The organism is Mycobacterium sp. pW045 (genome assembly GCF_041287085.1).
Lineage (GTDB): Bacteria > Actinomycetota > Actinomycetes > Mycobacteriales > Mycobacteriaceae > Mycobacterium > Mycobacterium algericum_A.
Map to the genome: position 1 here is coordinate 302,152 of NZ_JBGGKU010000005.1, position 15,790 is coordinate 317,941.

Here is a 15,790-nt window from a genome sequence, read left to right on the forward strand (position 1 = left end):
CCTTCTTCTCAGCGTCCGGTGAATCCCGGCGGGCGCCGCTGCGAAAACGCGGCCAGTCCTTCTTTGAAATCCATGGTGCGGCAGGCCAGTTCAAGATTGAACAGCTCCTGGGTCATGGATTGGGGCAACGTTGCGTGCTGCCCGTAGTGCAGCGCCTGCTTGGTCAGGCCGATGGCGACGGTGGGTCCGTCGGCCAACCTGGCCAACAGCTCGTCCGCGGTCGCGTCGACGTCGGTTGGTGCCACCGACTGATGGATCAGCCCCCATTGTTCGGCGGCGGTTCCACTGACCTGCTCGCCGAGCAGCAGCATGCGGCGGGCCCGGGCCAGCCCGACCAGTCGCGGCAGCAACCAGGTGGCTCCAGAGTCGGGGCTGAAGCCGCGGGCCAGGAATGGCTCCCAGAAGACGGCGTCGGCGGCGGCGATGGTGAAGTCGGCAGCCAGCGCCAGATTGCAGCCCAAACCGACCGCCCAGCCCTGCACACTGCACACCACCGGCAGCTGGATGGTGTGCACCAGTTCGATGATCCGGTGCGCGGCATGCGGGATGCGCCGGACCAGATCGCCGGTGCGGGGCCGCCGGTCGGCCGCATTGGTGGCGACCCAGTCGGCGCCTGCGCAGAAATCGTCGCCGGAACCCCGGATGTGAACGGCTCGCAGCGTGTCGTCGCTCGCCGCCTCGGTCAGGGCGCTGATCAGCGCTTCGGTCATCGCTGGACTCAGCGCGTTCCGGCGATCGGGGCGGACCAGCGTCAGTCGCAGCAGTGCGCCGTCGCGCAGCACCGTCACCGAACCATCAACCGGAGAGTCCGCGGCCCCGGACCCGGAATCGGGGGAGTCGGCCACTGTGCTGCCCACCTTTCAGCGCCATATCGTGAGAGCTACAGTATGCTATACGATTAGCGTGTTTCGCCGCGGATTCGACCGGGAAGGGCCCCATGACGGACGGCTCGGGCAGCTCAGCGGTTTCGGCCGGTAGCAGCCGTTTCGGCGAACAGCCGCTGCAGCAGACCGTGGCGGCGGCCGGCGCGCTGCGGCGGATGACCGGGCTGCTGCTGGCGCTGGAGCATCCGCACCCGGTGGTCGACGACATGCTGGCGCGATTCGCCGACTGGGAGCGACAACTGGGTGGGGTCGTCCGGGCGGACGCGACGCCCCGCCTCGAATCCGACGACCGCGGCCGGGTCTACCTCAACCACGCCTTTGACGTCGGGGCGTTCAACCCGTGCTTTCCGGAGTACCGGTTCGACCTGCTCGACACCGACACGGCGTCGGGACGAGTCACGTTCCCGCTGGCCTACGAAGGGCCTCCGGGGCTGGTGCACGGCGGGTTTCTGGGCGTGTTCTTCGATTGCGTCACCCAGCACCAGAGCTGCGCGGCGGGGTTGGCCGGCCGCACCCGGTCGCTGCTGGTCGCCTACCGCCGCCCGACGCCCATCCTCACCGAGTTGGAGTTCGACATCGCGCGAACCGAGACCGGGCGTGGGATCACGTCCACCGCGCGACTGACCCTTGGCGGCGAGCTGCTGTGCACCGGCGAGGTCTCCACCGCGGCGATGCCGCCGGAGAAGGTGAGCGCCAATCGATTCGGCCGCCGGCGGCCGGGCAAGGAGACGCAGCGATGAGCGATGGCAGCGACGACCGGGTGCTCTTCGACGTCGACCCCGACGGGCGGATCGCCACCATCACGTTGAACAACCCCGGCCGGCGCAATTCCTACGATGCCGCGATGCGGGATGCGATCGCCCGCTTCCTGGACCGGGTCGCCGACGACGATGACGTCGTGGTGGTGCTGCTCCGAGGTGCCGACGGCGTGTTCAGTACCGGAGCCGACATGAACAACGCCTACGGCTGGTACGGCGAGCGGGGCGAGCAGCCGCCGGCCAAGAGCCGGCCCAGCCAGCGTCGCCGCCTCGCCGTCGACCGCCGCTCGTTCGGCTTCTACCACAACCTGATGGGCTTTCCGAAGGTCACTGTGGGCGAGATCAGCGGCTACGCGCTGGGGGGCGGTTTCGAGATGGCGCTGATGACCGATATCTCGGTGATCGCGCGCGACACCAAGATCGGCATGCCCGCCACCCGCTTCCTCGGTCCGGCGCTGGGCAGCCTGCACATGTTCTTCCATCGGCTGGGTCCGGTGCTGGCACGGCGACTGTTGTTGACCGGGGACATCATCGAGGCGGGCGCGGTCGAACACCTCGGCGTCTTCACCGAGACCTGTGACCCCTCGGCGGTTTCGGCGCGAGCACGCTATTGGGCGAGCAAGGCGGCCAAGATGCCCGCCGACGGGGTGGTGATCGCGAAGGAGGCCTTCCGGCTGGTCGAGCAGAGCCAGGCCTACCAGGGCGAAGAGGTGGCCAGCTACCTGTTCCACGCCTACGGCACCAACCTGCAGTTCGCACCGGGCGAGTTCAACTTCGTCAAGACCCGGGCGCAGCACGGCACCAAGGAGGCGTTCCGGCTGCGTGATGAGCATTTCCACGTGCCGGAACCGTGATCCGGCCCCGGGCGGCGCCTGCCGCCGCAAACCGGTAGCTTTACAGAAACAATCAACAATGTAAGGTTCGAAGAATGTCCACACCTGTCATCGTCGGCGCCGTTCGCACAGCCATCGGACGCTCATTCAAGGGAACACTGGCCAACACCTCCGCGGAGACGCTGATCACCACGGTGGTGCCCGAGGTGATCCGCCGGGCCGGTATCCCGGTCGCGGACATCGACGACATGATCTTCGCCGAGTCCCACTACGGCGGTGGCGATATGGCGCGTTTCGCGGCCGCCGCCTGCGGGATGGAGTCGGTGCCCGGCCAAGCCGTCAACCGGCACTGTGCGGGCAGCCTGACCGCCATCGGCAATGCCGCCGCGCAGATCGGATCCGGGATGGAGCGGGTGCTGATCGCCGGGGGTGTGCAGACCCTGTCGATGCTGCCGGTGATGAAGATGCGCATCCCCGGCCCGGAGCTCAGCTTCGCCGAGCCGTGGATGCCGCCGACCCACCCCGAGACCGTGGATGCGCCCACCCGCGACATGTCCATCACGGTGGGCTGGAACACCGCCCAAGCCGTTGGCATCTCCCGCGAGGAGATGGACGCGTGGGCGGCCCGTTCACACCAGCGGGCGATCGCCGCGATCGACGCCGGCAAGTTCGCCGACGAGATCGTGCCGCTGAAGGTGCAACTGCCCGACGGCTCGGTCACCGAGTTCACCGTGGACGAGCACCCCCGCCGCGACACCACACCGGAGAAGCTGGCCGGCCTGAAGGTGCTGCACCCCGAGATCGAGGGATTCTCGATCACCGCCGGTAACAGCAGCGGCACCAACGATGCCGCGGCCGCGGTGGCGCTCGTCGACGACGGCTATGCGCAAGCCCAGGGCCTGGACGTCATGGGCACGGTGAAGGCGTGGGCGTCCGCCGGTGTGGCCCCGCGCGACACCGGACTCGGCGCGGTGAAGGTGATCGGCAAGGTGCTGCAGCGGGCGGGCCTGCGGCCCGGCGATGTCGCGCTGTGGGAGATCAACGAGGCGTTCGCCTCGGTGCCGATCGCGGCGTGCCGCGAGTACGGCCTCGACGAGGAACTGGTGAACTTCTCCGGCAGTGGCTGCAGCCTCGGTCACCCGATCGCGGCCTCCGGCGCACGGATGGTGACCACCCTGGCCTACGAGCTGCGCCGGCGCGGCGGCGGTATCGGCGTGGCGGCGATGTGTGCCGGCGGCGGTCAGGGCGGCGCCGTGGTCATCGAGGTCTGACGGCCGCTAGCGGGCTTTAGCCGAAGCCGGCGCGGTGCGACGCCGCGCCGGCTTGCTGTTCTGCTCGATCAATCGCTCGGCCTGGTCAAGGATGCAGTCGAGCCCGTAGTCGAAGTTGGCGTCATCGGCCGCGCCGATCCGGTGCCCTTGCCGGGTGGTCTGCGCCAGCAACGGGGTGGCCTCGGGGTCGATGACCATCGCCTCCTCGAAGTCGGATGGGCCTTCGGCATCCGATGCCCGGTTCTTCTCGTAGAGGCGCCGCAGCACGACCGATCCGCGGATGTGCAGCGAGATCGCCGAGTAGATGTCGAAGGCGTCCTGCGGTGACAGCCCGGCTTCCACCAGCCCGGCGATCGCCCGCTCCACCTCCTGGACGCCGAGCTGCGCGGCTCTGGGGCTCAACGCTGCCCGGATCAGGATGAGGTCGCACAGAATCGGGTTGCCCAGGAACGTCGTCCGCATGGTGTGGGCGTGGTTGCGCAACGTCTGACGCCAATCCTTGGCCTGCACGTACGGGGTGGCGAACACGTACTGGCGCAGCGCCCGACTGGTCATCGCGTTGAGCAGATCGTCCTTTTTGCGGAAGTACCAGTAGATGCTGGTCACCCCGACGCCGAGATGCTTGCCGAGCAACGGCATGCTCAGGTTGTCGACCCCGATCTGTTCGGCGAGCTCGAACGCGCCGTCGATGATGTCGTCGGGATTGATGGATCCGCGTTCGCGCCGCTGCCGCTTCTCGGCGACTGGCTGCTTGGCCACTGCGGGTACCTCCAGTTCTGGTCGACAAGGCCGGATTCTTCGCCGTCAAACCTAGTCGTCAAACCTACCTGTGCCCTCGTCGTCACCGGGCATCGAGCTTCTCTTACCGTAAAGCATATGGTAAGCATTTTGATATAAATTGTCGCAACGCGTGTAGGGGTGGCCGGTGTCAGAAGCAGTGCTCAGCGAACGTCGTGGACGAACCCTCATCATCACAATCAATCGTCCGGAGGCCCGCAATGCGGCCAACAAGGCGGTCGCCGAAGGCCTGGCCGCCGCCTGCGACGAACTCGACGGCACCCCGGAACTATCGGTGGCGGTGCTGACCGGCGCCGGCGGCAACTTCTGCGCGGGTATGGACCTCAAGGCGTTTGCAGCCGGCGAACTGGCGTATGTACCGGGCCGGGGTCTGGGCTTCACCGAACGCCCGCCCCGCAAGCCGATCATCTCCGCGGTCGAGGGTCACGCGGTGGCCGGTGGCACCGAGCTGGTGCTGGCCACCGACCTGGTGGTGGCCGCCAAGGGGGCGAAATTCGGTATCCCGGAAGTCAAAAGAGGTCTGGTGGCCGCCGGTGGCGGTCTGCTGCGGTTGCCGCACCGCATCCCTTACCAGAAGGCGCTGGAGTTGGCTTTGACCGGGGAGAGTTTCACCGCCGACGAGGGCGCCCAATGGGGTTTCGTCAACGTGCTGACCGAGCCGGGCGAGGCGCTGAACGGGGCGATCGAGTTGGCCGAGCGGATCACCGCGAACGGTCCGCTCGCGGTGGCGGTAACCAAGGAGATCATGGTGAAGGCCGCCGGCTGGTCCCAGGACGAGATGTGGGCCAAGCAGGGCGAGCTGATCGCGCCGGTGTTCGCCTCCAAGGACGCCAAAGAAGGCGCCATCGCGTTCGCCGAGAAGCGCGCCCCCAACTGGACCGGCGCCTGATCCCGGCGGGTAGTCGTGGATCTGGGCTTGCGCGACGCGCGCGCCGTCGTCGTCGGCGGCGGCCGCGGCATGGGGTTGGCCACCGCCCGCTGCTTGGCCGACGACGGCGCGCGCGTCGCTGTCGTGGCGCGCACGGCCGCCGACCTTGACCGCGCGACCGACGACCTGGCCCGGCGCGGCAGCCCAGACGCGCTCGGGTTGGTCGCCGACGCCTGCGACGAACAGCGCATTGAGCAGGTCTTCGCCGAGCTCGGTGAGCGTTGGGGCGGCGAACTCAACATCCTGATCAACACCGCCGGACCCGATGTGCAGGGCAGCTTCGACGAGCTCACCGACGAGCAGTGGCGCCGGGCCATCGACCAGGGCGCGATGGGGATGGTTCACGCCGTGCGGGCGGCATTGCCGTTGCTGCGCAACGCGCAATGGGCCCGGATCGTGAATTTCTCGGCACAATCCACACAGCGCCAAAGCACCGTGCTGGCCGCCTACACCGCGGCTAAGGCAATGGTCAACAGTGTCTCGAAGAACCTGTCGCTGCTGCTGGCCCCCGATGAGATCCTGGTCAACGTGGTCTCCCCGGGCAGTGTCGCCTCCGAGGCGCTGACTGGCTGGGCCCGCTCGATCGGGGTGGACGGTGATGACCCCTACCGGCTGATGGGCGCCATCACCGAGCATTTCGGTCATCCGGCGCACCTGCCACGGGCCGGCCTGCCGGACGAAGTGGGCGCGGTGGCGGCCTTTCTGGCCTCGCGCCGCAACTCGTACATGACCGGGGCCAACGTCAACGTCGACGGCGGCTCGGATTTCCTCTGATCGGAGCGCCCGAAACCAGCCCTGACCTGCTGACATGACAGTTCGCGCCAGGATCGGCGTGGGTTGCGGAATGCGCTACCGAAAGGTATACAGTAAGAATCATTCCGAAGGATTCCCAAGGTGCGGAGGTGCGGGATCGATGGCCGCTGCCGACGACGGCACGCTCGTTGACGCAGGCGCCGCGGTTCGCTACGAGGCGCGAGACGGCGTCGCGGTGCTCACCTTCAACCGGCCGCAGCGGCTCAACTCCTGGGGCGCGGACACCGCAGCGGGCCTGTACGCGGCGATCGACCGCGCCGAGGCGGACCCCGACGTGCGGGCGATCGTGCTGACCGGCACCGGCCGCGGGTTCTGTGCCGGCGCGAGCCTGGGGCCCACCACGAGCCTCGAGGAGGATGGGGGCGACAGCTCAAAGACCGATGTCGCCCAACTGGTCGGGGACCGGCCGGCTTACTTCCTGACCGAACTGCGCAAGCCGGTCATCGCGGCGATCAACGGCGCCTGCGTCGGTATCGGGCTCACCCACGCGCTGATGTGTGATGTCCGATTCGCCGCTGCCGGAGCCAAGTTCGCCACTGCGTTCACCCGACGCGGCCTGATCGCCGAACACGGCATCACCTGGATCCTGCCTCGACTGGCCGGCTGGGGGGCGGCGATGGATCTGCTGCTGAGCGGTCGGACATTTCTCGCCGAGGAGGCCCGCGAACTCGGCCTGGTCAACCACGTCGTCGCGGGCGACCGGCTGCTGGAACGCGCCATGGACTACGCGCGAGACATCGCCGCGAACTGCTCACCGGCATCGCTGGCGGTGATTAAAGCACAGGCCTACCGCGATGCGCTCGACGACGTCGCGGCGGTGAGCGCGCGCGCCGAGACGCTGATGTACGAGTCGCTGCAGCGGCCCGACCTCATCGAGGGCATCACGAGTTTCTTCGAGAAACGCCCGCCGAACTTCCCGCCTCTCATGCAGAAAGGTTGAGTACATGACTGCCACACCTGAACGGCTCCCGTACTTGGCCGTTGACGTCGACAACCACTACTACGAGCCGCTGGACGCCTTCACTCGGCACCTGCCCAAGGAATTCCGCAGCCGCGGTGTCCAGATGCTGCAGGACGGCAATCGCACCCTGGCGGTGTTCGGCGGGGTCGTCAACCACTTCATCCCGAACCCGAGCTTCGACCCGATCATCGAACCCGGCTGCCTCGATCTGCTGTTCCGCGGCGAGATCCCCGAAGGTGTGGACCCGGCGTCGTTGATGAAGCTCGACCGGCTCTCCGAGCATCCCGAATACCAGAACCGCGACGCCCGCGTGCAGGTGCTCGACCGGCAGCGGCTGGAGACGGTGTTCATGCTGCCGACCTTCGCCTGTGGTGTGGAGGAGGGACTCAAGCACGATATCCCCGCCACCATGGCGTCGGTACACGCGTTCAACCTTTGGCTCGACGAGGACTGGGGCTTCGACCGTCCCGACGGCCGTCTGATATCCGCACCGATCATCTCGCTGGCCGACCCCGAGAAGGCCGTCGACGAAGTCGAATTCGTGATCAGCCGCGGTGCCAAGCTGGTGTGTGTGCGTCCGGCGCCGGTGCCCGGCGAGGTTCGGGCCCGGTCCCTCGGTGACCCGGTGCACGACCCGGTGTGGGCGCGCCTTGCCGAGGCGGGCGTCGCAGTCGTCTTCCACCTGTCCGACTCCGGTTACATGGCGATCCCTGCGTTGTGGGGCGGCAGCGGTGTGTTCAAGGGATTCGGCAAGCGCGACCCGCTGGACATGGTGATCATGGACGATCGCGCGATCCACGACACCATCGCCTCGATGATCGTGCACCAGGTGTTCACCCGTCACCCCAAGCTCAAGGTGGCCAGCATCGAGAACGGCTCGTACTTCGTTTACCGGCTGATCAAGCGGTTGAAGAAGTCGGCCAACAATGCGCCGTACCACTATAAGGAAGATCCGATCGAGCAGCTGCGCAACAACGTCTGGATTGCCCCCTACTACGAGGATGACGTGAAGCTGCTAGCCGACACCATCGGCGTCGACAAGATCCTGTTCGGTTCCGACTGGCCGCACGGTGAGGGCCTGGCCGACCCGACCACCTTCACCGCCGACATCCCGCAGTTCCCTGAGTTCAGCGTGGAAGATACCCGAATGGTGATGCGGGACAACGCATTGACCCTGCTGGGTGATCCGAATCGTACTGCACCAGGCGCCGCCCACCTGGCAGCTTCGGTCTGACGGTGGGCGAATGGACGATCGGCGGCGTCGTTGACGCGATCGCGGAGGTCGTGCCCGATCGTGAGATGACGGTATGCGGCACCCGGCGTAGCACGTTTGCGCAGAGTGCCGAGCGCACCCGCCGGCTGGCCAACTTCTTGGCCGGCCGCGGGCTGGGCGTCCGGCGAGAGCGTGCGGAGCTGGCGAACTGGGAGTGCGGCCAGGACCGGGTCGCGCTGCTCATGCACAACGACCTGTACCCCGACATGGTGGTCGGCTGCCTCAAGGCGCGGACCGTTCCGGTCAACGTCAATCACTACTACACCCCGGTCGAAGCGGGCGAGCTGCTGGACTACTTGCGGCCCCGTGCGGTCATCTTCCATGCGAGCCTGGAGGCGAAATTCGCCGACACGCTGCGGGATTGCGGGGCCGACCTGCTGATCCGCATCGACGACGGCGCGGCCGACGCGCCGATCCTGGACGCGACATCGCTGGATGATGCGCTGGCGCAAGGCGATACCGATCAGCAGATCGCGCCGTCCCCGGACGACGTGCTGATGATCTGCACCGGGGGGACCACCGGCAGCCCGAAAGGTGTGCTGTGGCGCCAAAGCGACATCTACGTCTCGTCGATGGTCGGCGACGACCATGCGTCGGCCGCGGAAATCCACCAGAAAGTGCAGTACGCCGGCCCGCCGTGGTTCGCGCTGTCGCCGCTGATGCACGCCGCGGGTCTGTGGACGGCGTTCTCGGCGATTTTGAGCGGGCAGACGGTGATCCTCAACGACACCCGCACCAAGTTCGACCCCCGTGCGGTATTGGAAACCGTCGAGCGGGAGAAGGTCGGCTTGATGACCATGGTCGGCGACGCCTACGCCGCACCACTTGTCGCCGAACTGGGCCGCTCGGATTACGACCTATCGTCGCTGCACTCGATCGGAACCGGCGGCGCGGCAACGAATCCGAAATATCAGGCGGCACTGCTGGAATACCTTCCGCAGATCACCCTGATCAATGGGTACGGGTCATCGGAGACCGGGAACATGGGCTTCGGGCGCAGTCAGCGTGACGCGCGGCGCGACACCTTCGAGTTGCGGACCGGGGGATCGGTGGTTTCGCAGGACCGTACCCGGTTCCTGCAGCCAGGTGATCCCGAGGTCGGCTGGGTGGTGCGGACCGGCCGGATCCCGCTCGGCTACTTCGATGACGCCGACGCGACCCGACGCACCTTCTGCGAGGTCGACGGTCAACGGGTGGTGATCTCCGGAGACCGGGCCTCGATCGAGGAAGACGGAACCCTGCGTTTCCTCGGTCGCGATGCACTGGTGGTCAACACCGGCGGGGAGAAGGTATTCGTCGAGGAGGTCGAAGAAGTGCTGCGCGCCCACCCCGGGGTCGCCGACGCGCTGGTGGTGGGACGTCCCAGCGACCGGTGGGGCGAAGAACTCGTTGCGCTGGTGGCACTGCAGTCGGACGCCGATATTGACCTGCTGGCCGCAGAGTGCAGATCGGTGCTGGCCGGATTCAAGGTGCCCAAGGAGTTCATCGTCGTCGCACAGGTGCGCCGACTGGGTAACGGCAAGGCCGACTACCGCTGGGCGAAACGCCAGGTCAATGAAGAGGTTCCTACGGCATGAGAGCAATCGACTGCCTGGTCAATGTGCACTTCGGCGAGAGCGAGCAGCCGGCCTGGATGCGCAAGACGCGCGACGAGTACTTCAAGGGGCCGGCGTCGATGTTCGATCCGGTCGACATGTCGGCGCTGCTCGACGAGATGGACGCCAACGGTGTCGCCAAGGCCGTGCTGATGGACAACCTGGCCAAGCCGTCGGTGACCGCGCGAAAGTTCGTGGCGGACAGGCCGGATCGTTTCGCCCTGGCGATGGGCGGGGCGAATCTGCTGCGGCCGGTGCCGTCGCTGCGCGAACTCAGTGCCGTCGTCAAGGACCTGCCGGTCGCCTACGCCGTGGTGGGGCCCAGCTTCTGGGGCGATGGCCAATACCCGCCCAGTGACGCCGTCTACTACCCGCTGTACGCCAAGTGCGCCGAACTGGACCTGCCGCTATGTGTCAACACCGGCATTCCGGGACCGCCCATCCCCGGTGAGGTGCAGCATCCGATCCACCTGGACCGGGTCTGCGTGCGCTTCCCGGAGCTGCGGCTGTGCATGATCCACGGCGCCGACCCCTGGTGGGACGTTGCCATCCGGATGCTGATCAAATACCGCAACCTGCGGCTGATGACCTCGGCATGGTCGCCGAAACGGTTGCCGGAAGCCCTGCTGCACTACCTGCGCACCCGGGGCGCCGACAAGATCATCTTTGCCTCCGACTGGCCGGTGCTGCGGATGAACCGCGTGGTGCCCGAAGCACTCGCACTGGACCTGCCCCCCGAGGTGATGGACAAGTACCTGTACCGCAATGCTGCGGACTTCTTTTTCGCCGATCTACGCGCCCCCGAACAGGAGAGCTGATATGGACCGTTTCGAGCTGCGCAGGCTGGACTACAGCCTGACCGAGGATCACCAGGCGCTGCAGGCCGCCTACAAGCAGTTCTTCACCACCCACTGCGATATCGAAACCGTGCGTGCCGCCGAGGAATCCGGCTTCGACAAGAATCTGTGGGAGCGGCTGTGCGCGATGGGCGCCACCACCATGGCGCTGCCGGAGTCGGTCGGTGGCGACGGCGCGACCCTGGTGGACCTCACCCTGGTCGCCGAGGAGATCGGCCGGGCGCTGGCCCCGGTGCCGTGGATCGACCATGTCTGCGCCGCACGGCTACTGGAACGACTCGGCGCGCTGTCGCACGGCGACATCGTCACCGGGACACGCTTGGTCGCGTTCGACCCGCATCAGGACAGCGCTGTGGGGCCGCGTCTGCTGCCCACCGGTTCGATCGCCGACGAGATCATCGTCCGCGATGGTGACCAGATCGTCCGCCTGGTCTTCGATACCCGGCCGGCGACCGTCGACAACATCGGCCGGCTGCCGATGGCCTGGATCGACCCGGACACTGCCGACGCCCGGACCGTGCTGGCCGAAGGTGTCCAAGCCGCCGCGGAATACCAGCGGGCGCTGGATGAATGGCGGCTGCTGACTGCCGCCGCGCTGGTCGGGATGGTGGAGCAGACCATGATGATCGCCGCGGAGTTCGCCAAGACCCGCTACACGCTCGGGGTGCCGATCGGGACCCTGCAGGCGATCTCACACCCGCTGGCGAACATGGCCATCACCGTTGCCAGCGGGCGCAATCTGGCCTACCGCGCCGGATGGTTCATGGACAACGAGCCCGATGAGCGGCCGGAGCTGGCCGCCTCGGCGTTCGTGTTCATGGCCGAGGAAGCCGCCAAGGCCGCCACCATGGCGGTGCACATCCAAGGTGGTCTCGGGGTCTCGGCGGAGGCCGCGGCCACGGCATATCTGGTGCGGGCGCGCGGCTGGCCATTGGCCGGCGGCGACCCGGGTGCCAGCGCATGCCGCATCGCCGAGTTCGTCGCCGCCCGCGAAACCGCCGCCCGCGAAACCGCCGCCCGCGCAGCCGAATAGGACACCGAACATCATGGACTTCTCACGACCCCAACTGACCGACGACGACCTTGCCTTCCTCGAAGAGGCACGCGCCTTCCTCGCTACCCACGTCACCGAGGACGTCAAGCGCCGCGACCGCGAGACCGGTGACAACTTCGACGAAGGCGTGCACCTGGCGCTGGGCGCCGCCGGCTACCTGGAAAAGGAATGGAAGACCGAGGCCGACGGCGGCTTCTCCCGGGTGCGGCGACGCATCTGGGAACTGGAGAAGCGCCGCGCACACGTGCCCTGGGTGACCTGGGGGACCACCGCGATGGTGGCGCGCTCGGTGGCGTCGTTCGGTTCGCCGGAGCTGTGCGACGAGATCCTGCCCGGCGTCTTCAGCGGCCACATCCGGCTCTGCCTGGGCTACACCGAACCCGAAGGCGGCTCCGACGTCGCGACCTGCAAAACCCGCGCGGTCCGGGACGGGTCGAGCTGGGTGGTCAACGGCTCCAAGATGTTCACCACCGGCGCCCACAACTGCCAGTACGTTTTCTTGATCACCAACACCGACCCGGAGGCGCGAAAGCACAAGAGCCTGACCATGTTCCTGGTGCCACTGGACTCCCCGGGTATCGAAATTCAGGGCCTGCGCACCGTCGACGGCGATCGCACCAACATCGTCTACTACAGCGATGTCCGCGTCGACGACAAATACCGGCTGGGGGAAGTCAACGGCGGCTGGACGGTGCTGCGCGAACCGCTCAACGTCGAACACGGTGCCGTGGACGCCGATCCCGACGGGCTACAGGATGTGTCGATCATGATGCACCAGGCCGGCTTCATGGCCGAGGCCGTCGACAAAGCCGGCGCGGTCGTGGGGCGGTCGGGACGCATCGACGATCGTTCGGTGGCCTACCGACTCGGTCGGGCCGCAGCGCGGGTGGAGGCGTCCCTGTCGGCCCCGTCCATCTTCGGCCGGGTCGCGCTCGCGCAGACGATGCGCGACGTGTCACCGGATCTGATGGACCTGCTCGGCAGCGCATCGGCGCTGCCGATCGGCACCGACGGCGCCATCGACGACGGTGCGTCCGATTACGTCTACCGGTTCGCTCCGCTGGTCGGCATCTACGGCGGCACCCTGGAGGTGTTCCGGAACATGATCGCCCAGTACGTGCTCGGGCTGGGCAAGCCGAATTATTCGCCGCCGCTGGTCAAGTGACGGCGGTGTCGCCCTCGTCGGCCCGCTTGGCGAAGGCGCGTGTCGCTGCCTGCCGGGCCGAGTTGGCAGCGGGGAAGCCGACGTAACCGGTGGTGTGATAGACCACTTCGGCCAGTTCGCCGCGGGTCAGGCCATTCTGCTCGGCGATCCGGAAGTGCGACTCGAGTTCCTCTTCGGCGCCCAGCGCTATCAGCATGCCCAGCGTGAGCAGACTGCGGTCCCGGCGTGCGAGGCCTTCGCGTGACCAGAGCCGGCCGAAGACACCTTCGACGCCGATATCCATGAGTTCCGGCGCGAACCCGTGGTGGAAATCGACGTCGCCGTCGGGCAGTACCCCCGGCAGCATCTCCCGGAAAACTCGAAGACCTTCGGCACGCCAGTCCGTCATACGCTCATCCCTTTGGGTAGGTGTGGATCAGTTGGGTTGCAGGATACGGTGATTCAGTAGACTTCGTCACTCGACGATGCGGCCCATTCGCCGCGTGGTCAAGCCGTCGTGATCCGGCGGTGGTAGCGCGACGGGGCTTCGCCGGCGAACCTGGTGAACGCCCGGGTGAACGCCGACAGGCTGTCGAACCCGACGGCCGTCGCCGTCTGCTGCACCCCCTGATCCGGGGCCGCCAACAGCGCCATCGCCTGCAGCATCCGCGCGTGCAGCAGATACGTCCGCCACGACATCCCGGTCACCGCTTCGAACTGCCGGCGCAGCGTGCGCTCGGAGACCGCGACCGCGCGACCGACGTCGGCTGCCGTCACCGACGACAGGTGCGCCTTGGTGTAGACCATCGCCGGGCCCACGATCGGGTGATCGGACACCGGTAGGCTCAGCGGGGCCTCATGGTCGAGTGCTGCGGAGACCAGATGACCCAGCGTGCGGAAGAAGTCGTCGGAGACGGTGTCGCCGTCGGATCGCTCGATCGGCCAGCGCAGTGAGTACAGCATCATCTCCCGGATCAGCGGCGAGACGGTCAGGATGCGGGCGCGGTCACCGGCATGCGCCACCAGTTCGGGGTCGAACATCACCGCCACGGTGCGCACCTCCGGGCGCATGACGGCCTGATGCTCCAGCCCGGCCGGAATCCAGGCCGCCTGCTGCGGCGGCAACAGATAGTGCGCCGCGGCGGTCTCGACTTCCACCACCCCGCCGACGGCGTACTCGATCTGGTGCATCTCATGGGAGTGCCACCCGGTGACCAGATGCTGCCCCTCGTAGAGATAGCTGCCGGCGCGGGCGCGACCGCCCCGGCGCAGATCGATGTTGGCCGGTTCTGCAAAGTCTATGGCCGAACGCGCGGAGACGGTCACGGTTTTCCAGGGTACTAGTAGAGACATGAATACCGACGACTTGATCCTGGTCAGCATCGACGACCACGTGGTGGAGCCGCCCGACATGTTCCTGCGCCACGTGCCGGCCAAATACAAGGACGAAGCGCCCATCGTCGTCACCGACTCTCACGGTGTCGACCAGTGGATGTATCAGGGCCGCCCGCAAGGCGTCAGCGGGCTCAACGCGGTGGTCTCCTGGCCCGCCGAGGAGTGGGGCCGCGACCCCGCCGGCTTCGCCGAGATGCGCCCCGGCGTCTACGACGTGCACGAACGGGTCCGTGACATGAGCCGCAACGGCATCCTGGCCTCGATGTGCTTCCCGACCTTCACCGGGTTCTCCGCGAGGCATCTCAACATGACCCGCGAGAACGTCACGCTGGTGATGGTGTCGGCCTACAACGATTGGCACATCGATGAGTGGGCGGGCTCCTACCCGGGCCGCTTCATCCCGATCGCGATCCTGCCGACCTGGAACCCCGAGGCGATGTGCGCCGAGATCCGCCGGGTGGCCGCCAAGGGCTGCCGGGCGGTCACGATGCCCGAGCTGCCGCACCTGGAGGGGCTGCCCAGCTACCACGACGAGGAGTACTGGGGACCGGTGTTCACCACGCTGTCGGAGTGCAACGTGGTGATGTGCCTGCACATCGGCACCGGCTTCGGGGCGATCAGCATGGCGCCGGACGCCCCGATCGACAACCTGATCATCCTGGCCACCCAGATCTCGGCGATGTGCGCCCAGGACCTGCTGTGGGGTCCGGCGATGCGCAACTATCCGGACCTGAAGTTCGCGTTCTCCGAGGGCGGCATCGGCTGGATCCCGTTCTACCTGGATCGCAGCGACCGGCACTACACCAACCAGAAGTGGCTGCGCCGCGACTTCGGCGACAAGCTGCCGTCCGAGGTGTTCCGTGAGCACTCGCTGGCCTGCTACGTCACCGACAAGACGTCGCTGAAACTGCGTCACGACATCGGTATCGACATCATCGCCTGGGAATGCGACTACCCGCACTCGGACTGCTTCTGGCCGGACGCTCCCGAGCAGGTGCTCGCCGAACTGAACGCCGCCGGCGCCAGTGACTCCGACATCAACAAGATCACCTGGGAGAACTCCTGCCGGTTCTTCGGCTGGGACCCGTTCGCCCACACCTCGCGCGAACAGGCGACGGTGGGGGCGTTGCGGGCCACCGCGACCGACGTCGACGTGTCCATCCGGCCGCGTGCCGAGTGGGCGCGCCGGTACGCCGAGAAGCAGCTGGCGAAAGCATAGGGGTCTC

General features: G+C 67.2%; 16 protein-coding genes. 12 read left to right on the top strand and 4 right to left on the bottom strand.

The genetic code is table 11. The features are described from left to right. Positions 1 to 8: 8 nt before the first annotated feature. Positions 9 to 857: an enoyl-CoA hydratase/isomerase family protein gene (locus ACAG20_RS10700; protein WP_370492493.1), complete on the bottom strand. Its 849-nt coding sequence runs from the start codon at positions 855 to 857 to the stop codon at positions 9 to 11. Between the two features lie 80 nt (positions 858 to 937). On the opposite strand from ACAG20_RS10700, the gene ACAG20_RS10705 reads away from it, so the two are divergent. From ACAG20_RS10705 to ACAG20_RS10715, 3 genes are all read left to right on the top strand, one after another. Then, positions 938 to 1,624, top strand: a complete 687-nt coding sequence (locus ACAG20_RS10705; protein ID WP_193465088.1) for a hypothetical protein — start codon at positions 938 to 940, stop codon at positions 1,622 to 1,624. Beyond that, positions 1,621 to 2,496 (top strand): enoyl-CoA hydratase/isomerase family protein, encoded by an 876-nt coding sequence (locus ACAG20_RS10710; protein WP_013830322.1) that lies wholly within the window; start codon positions 1,621 to 1,623, stop codon positions 2,494 to 2,496. Before ACAG20_RS10705 ends, ACAG20_RS10710 begins: the two co-directional genes overlap by 4 nt. A gap of 74 nt (positions 2,497 to 2,570) precedes the next feature. Then, positions 2,571 to 3,746, top strand: coding sequence for a thiolase family protein (locus ACAG20_RS10715; RefSeq protein WP_193465089.1), 1,176 nt, complete (start codon positions 2,571 to 2,573; stop codon positions 3,744 to 3,746). Positions 3,747 to 3,752: 6 nt separating this feature from the next. On the opposite strand, the gene ACAG20_RS10720 is transcribed toward ACAG20_RS10715, so the two are convergent. Continuing rightward, positions 3,753 to 4,505, bottom strand: a complete 753-nt coding sequence (locus tag ACAG20_RS10720; RefSeq protein ID WP_013830320.1) for a TetR/AcrR family transcriptional regulator — start codon at positions 4,503 to 4,505, stop codon at positions 3,753 to 3,755. A 166-nt stretch (positions 4,506 to 4,671) separates the two neighbouring features. On the opposite strand from ACAG20_RS10720, the gene ACAG20_RS10725 reads away from it, so the two are divergent. The 8 genes from ACAG20_RS10725 (at position 4,672) to ACAG20_RS10760 (ending at position 13,190) form a co-directional block, all read left to right on the top strand. Then, positions 4,672 to 5,433 carry a crotonase/enoyl-CoA hydratase family protein gene (locus tag ACAG20_RS10725; RefSeq protein WP_041318687.1) on the top strand — a complete coding sequence of 254 codons (762 nt, stop codon included), beginning with the start codon at positions 4,672 to 4,674 and terminating at the stop codon, positions 5,431 to 5,433. Between the two features lie 15 nt (positions 5,434 to 5,448). Beyond that, positions 5,449 to 6,246, top strand: coding sequence for an SDR family NAD(P)-dependent oxidoreductase (locus ACAG20_RS10730; protein WP_013830318.1), 798 nt, complete (start codon positions 5,449 to 5,451; stop codon positions 6,244 to 6,246). A gap of 139 nt (positions 6,247 to 6,385) precedes the next feature. Further along, positions 6,386 to 7,225, top strand: a complete 840-nt coding sequence (locus tag ACAG20_RS10735) for an enoyl-CoA hydratase (RefSeq protein ID WP_193465090.1) — start codon at positions 6,386 to 6,388, stop codon at positions 7,223 to 7,225. Between the two features lie 4 nt (positions 7,226 to 7,229). Then, the gene (locus tag ACAG20_RS10740; protein WP_193465091.1) at positions 7,230 to 8,480 is read left to right on the top strand and encodes an amidohydrolase family protein; all 1,251 of its coding nucleotides are present in this window, start codon (positions 7,230 to 7,232) and stop codon (positions 8,478 to 8,480) included. 2 nt (positions 8,481 to 8,482) lie between these two features. Beyond that, positions 8,483 to 10,096 carry an acyl-CoA synthetase gene (locus ACAG20_RS10745; protein ID WP_370492495.1) on the top strand — a complete coding sequence of 538 codons (1,614 nt, stop codon included), beginning with the start codon at positions 8,483 to 8,485 and terminating at the stop codon, positions 10,094 to 10,096. Continuing rightward, on the top strand, positions 10,093 to 10,932 hold the full coding sequence (locus ACAG20_RS10750) for an amidohydrolase family protein (RefSeq protein ID WP_013830314.1): 840 nt from the start codon (positions 10,093 to 10,095) through the stop codon (positions 10,930 to 10,932). Before ACAG20_RS10745 ends, ACAG20_RS10750 begins: the two co-directional genes overlap by 4 nt. A gap of 1 nt (position 10,933) precedes the next feature. Next, positions 10,934 to 12,004, top strand: coding sequence for an acyl-CoA dehydrogenase family protein (locus ACAG20_RS10755; protein WP_013830313.1), 1,071 nt, complete (start codon positions 10,934 to 10,936; stop codon positions 12,002 to 12,004). 13 nt (positions 12,005 to 12,017) lie between these two features. Continuing rightward, positions 12,018 to 13,190 (top strand): acyl-CoA dehydrogenase family protein, encoded by a 1,173-nt coding sequence (locus ACAG20_RS10760; RefSeq protein WP_013830312.1) that lies wholly within the window; start codon positions 12,018 to 12,020, stop codon positions 13,188 to 13,190. Here the strand turns inward: ACAG20_RS10760 and ACAG20_RS10765 are convergent. Continuing rightward, positions 13,183 to 13,578, bottom strand: a complete 396-nt coding sequence (locus ACAG20_RS10765) for a carboxymuconolactone decarboxylase family protein (RefSeq protein ID WP_041318684.1) — start codon at positions 13,576 to 13,578, stop codon at positions 13,183 to 13,185. The two genes, ACAG20_RS10760 and ACAG20_RS10765, sit on opposite strands and share 8 nt — an antisense overlap. Positions 13,579 to 13,676: 98 nt before the next feature. After that, a complete protein-coding gene (locus ACAG20_RS10770; RefSeq protein WP_013830310.1) occupies positions 13,677 to 14,495 on the bottom strand; it encodes a helix-turn-helix transcriptional regulator in 819 nt (272 codons plus the stop codon). A gap of 25 nt (positions 14,496 to 14,520) precedes the next feature. Between ACAG20_RS10770 and ACAG20_RS10775 the strand changes: the two genes are divergently transcribed. Further along, positions 14,521 to 15,783 carry an amidohydrolase family protein gene (locus ACAG20_RS10775; protein ID WP_193465094.1) on the top strand — a complete coding sequence of 421 codons (1,263 nt, stop codon included), beginning with the start codon at positions 14,521 to 14,523 and terminating at the stop codon, positions 15,781 to 15,783. Positions 15,784 to 15,790: the final 7 nt, after the last annotated feature.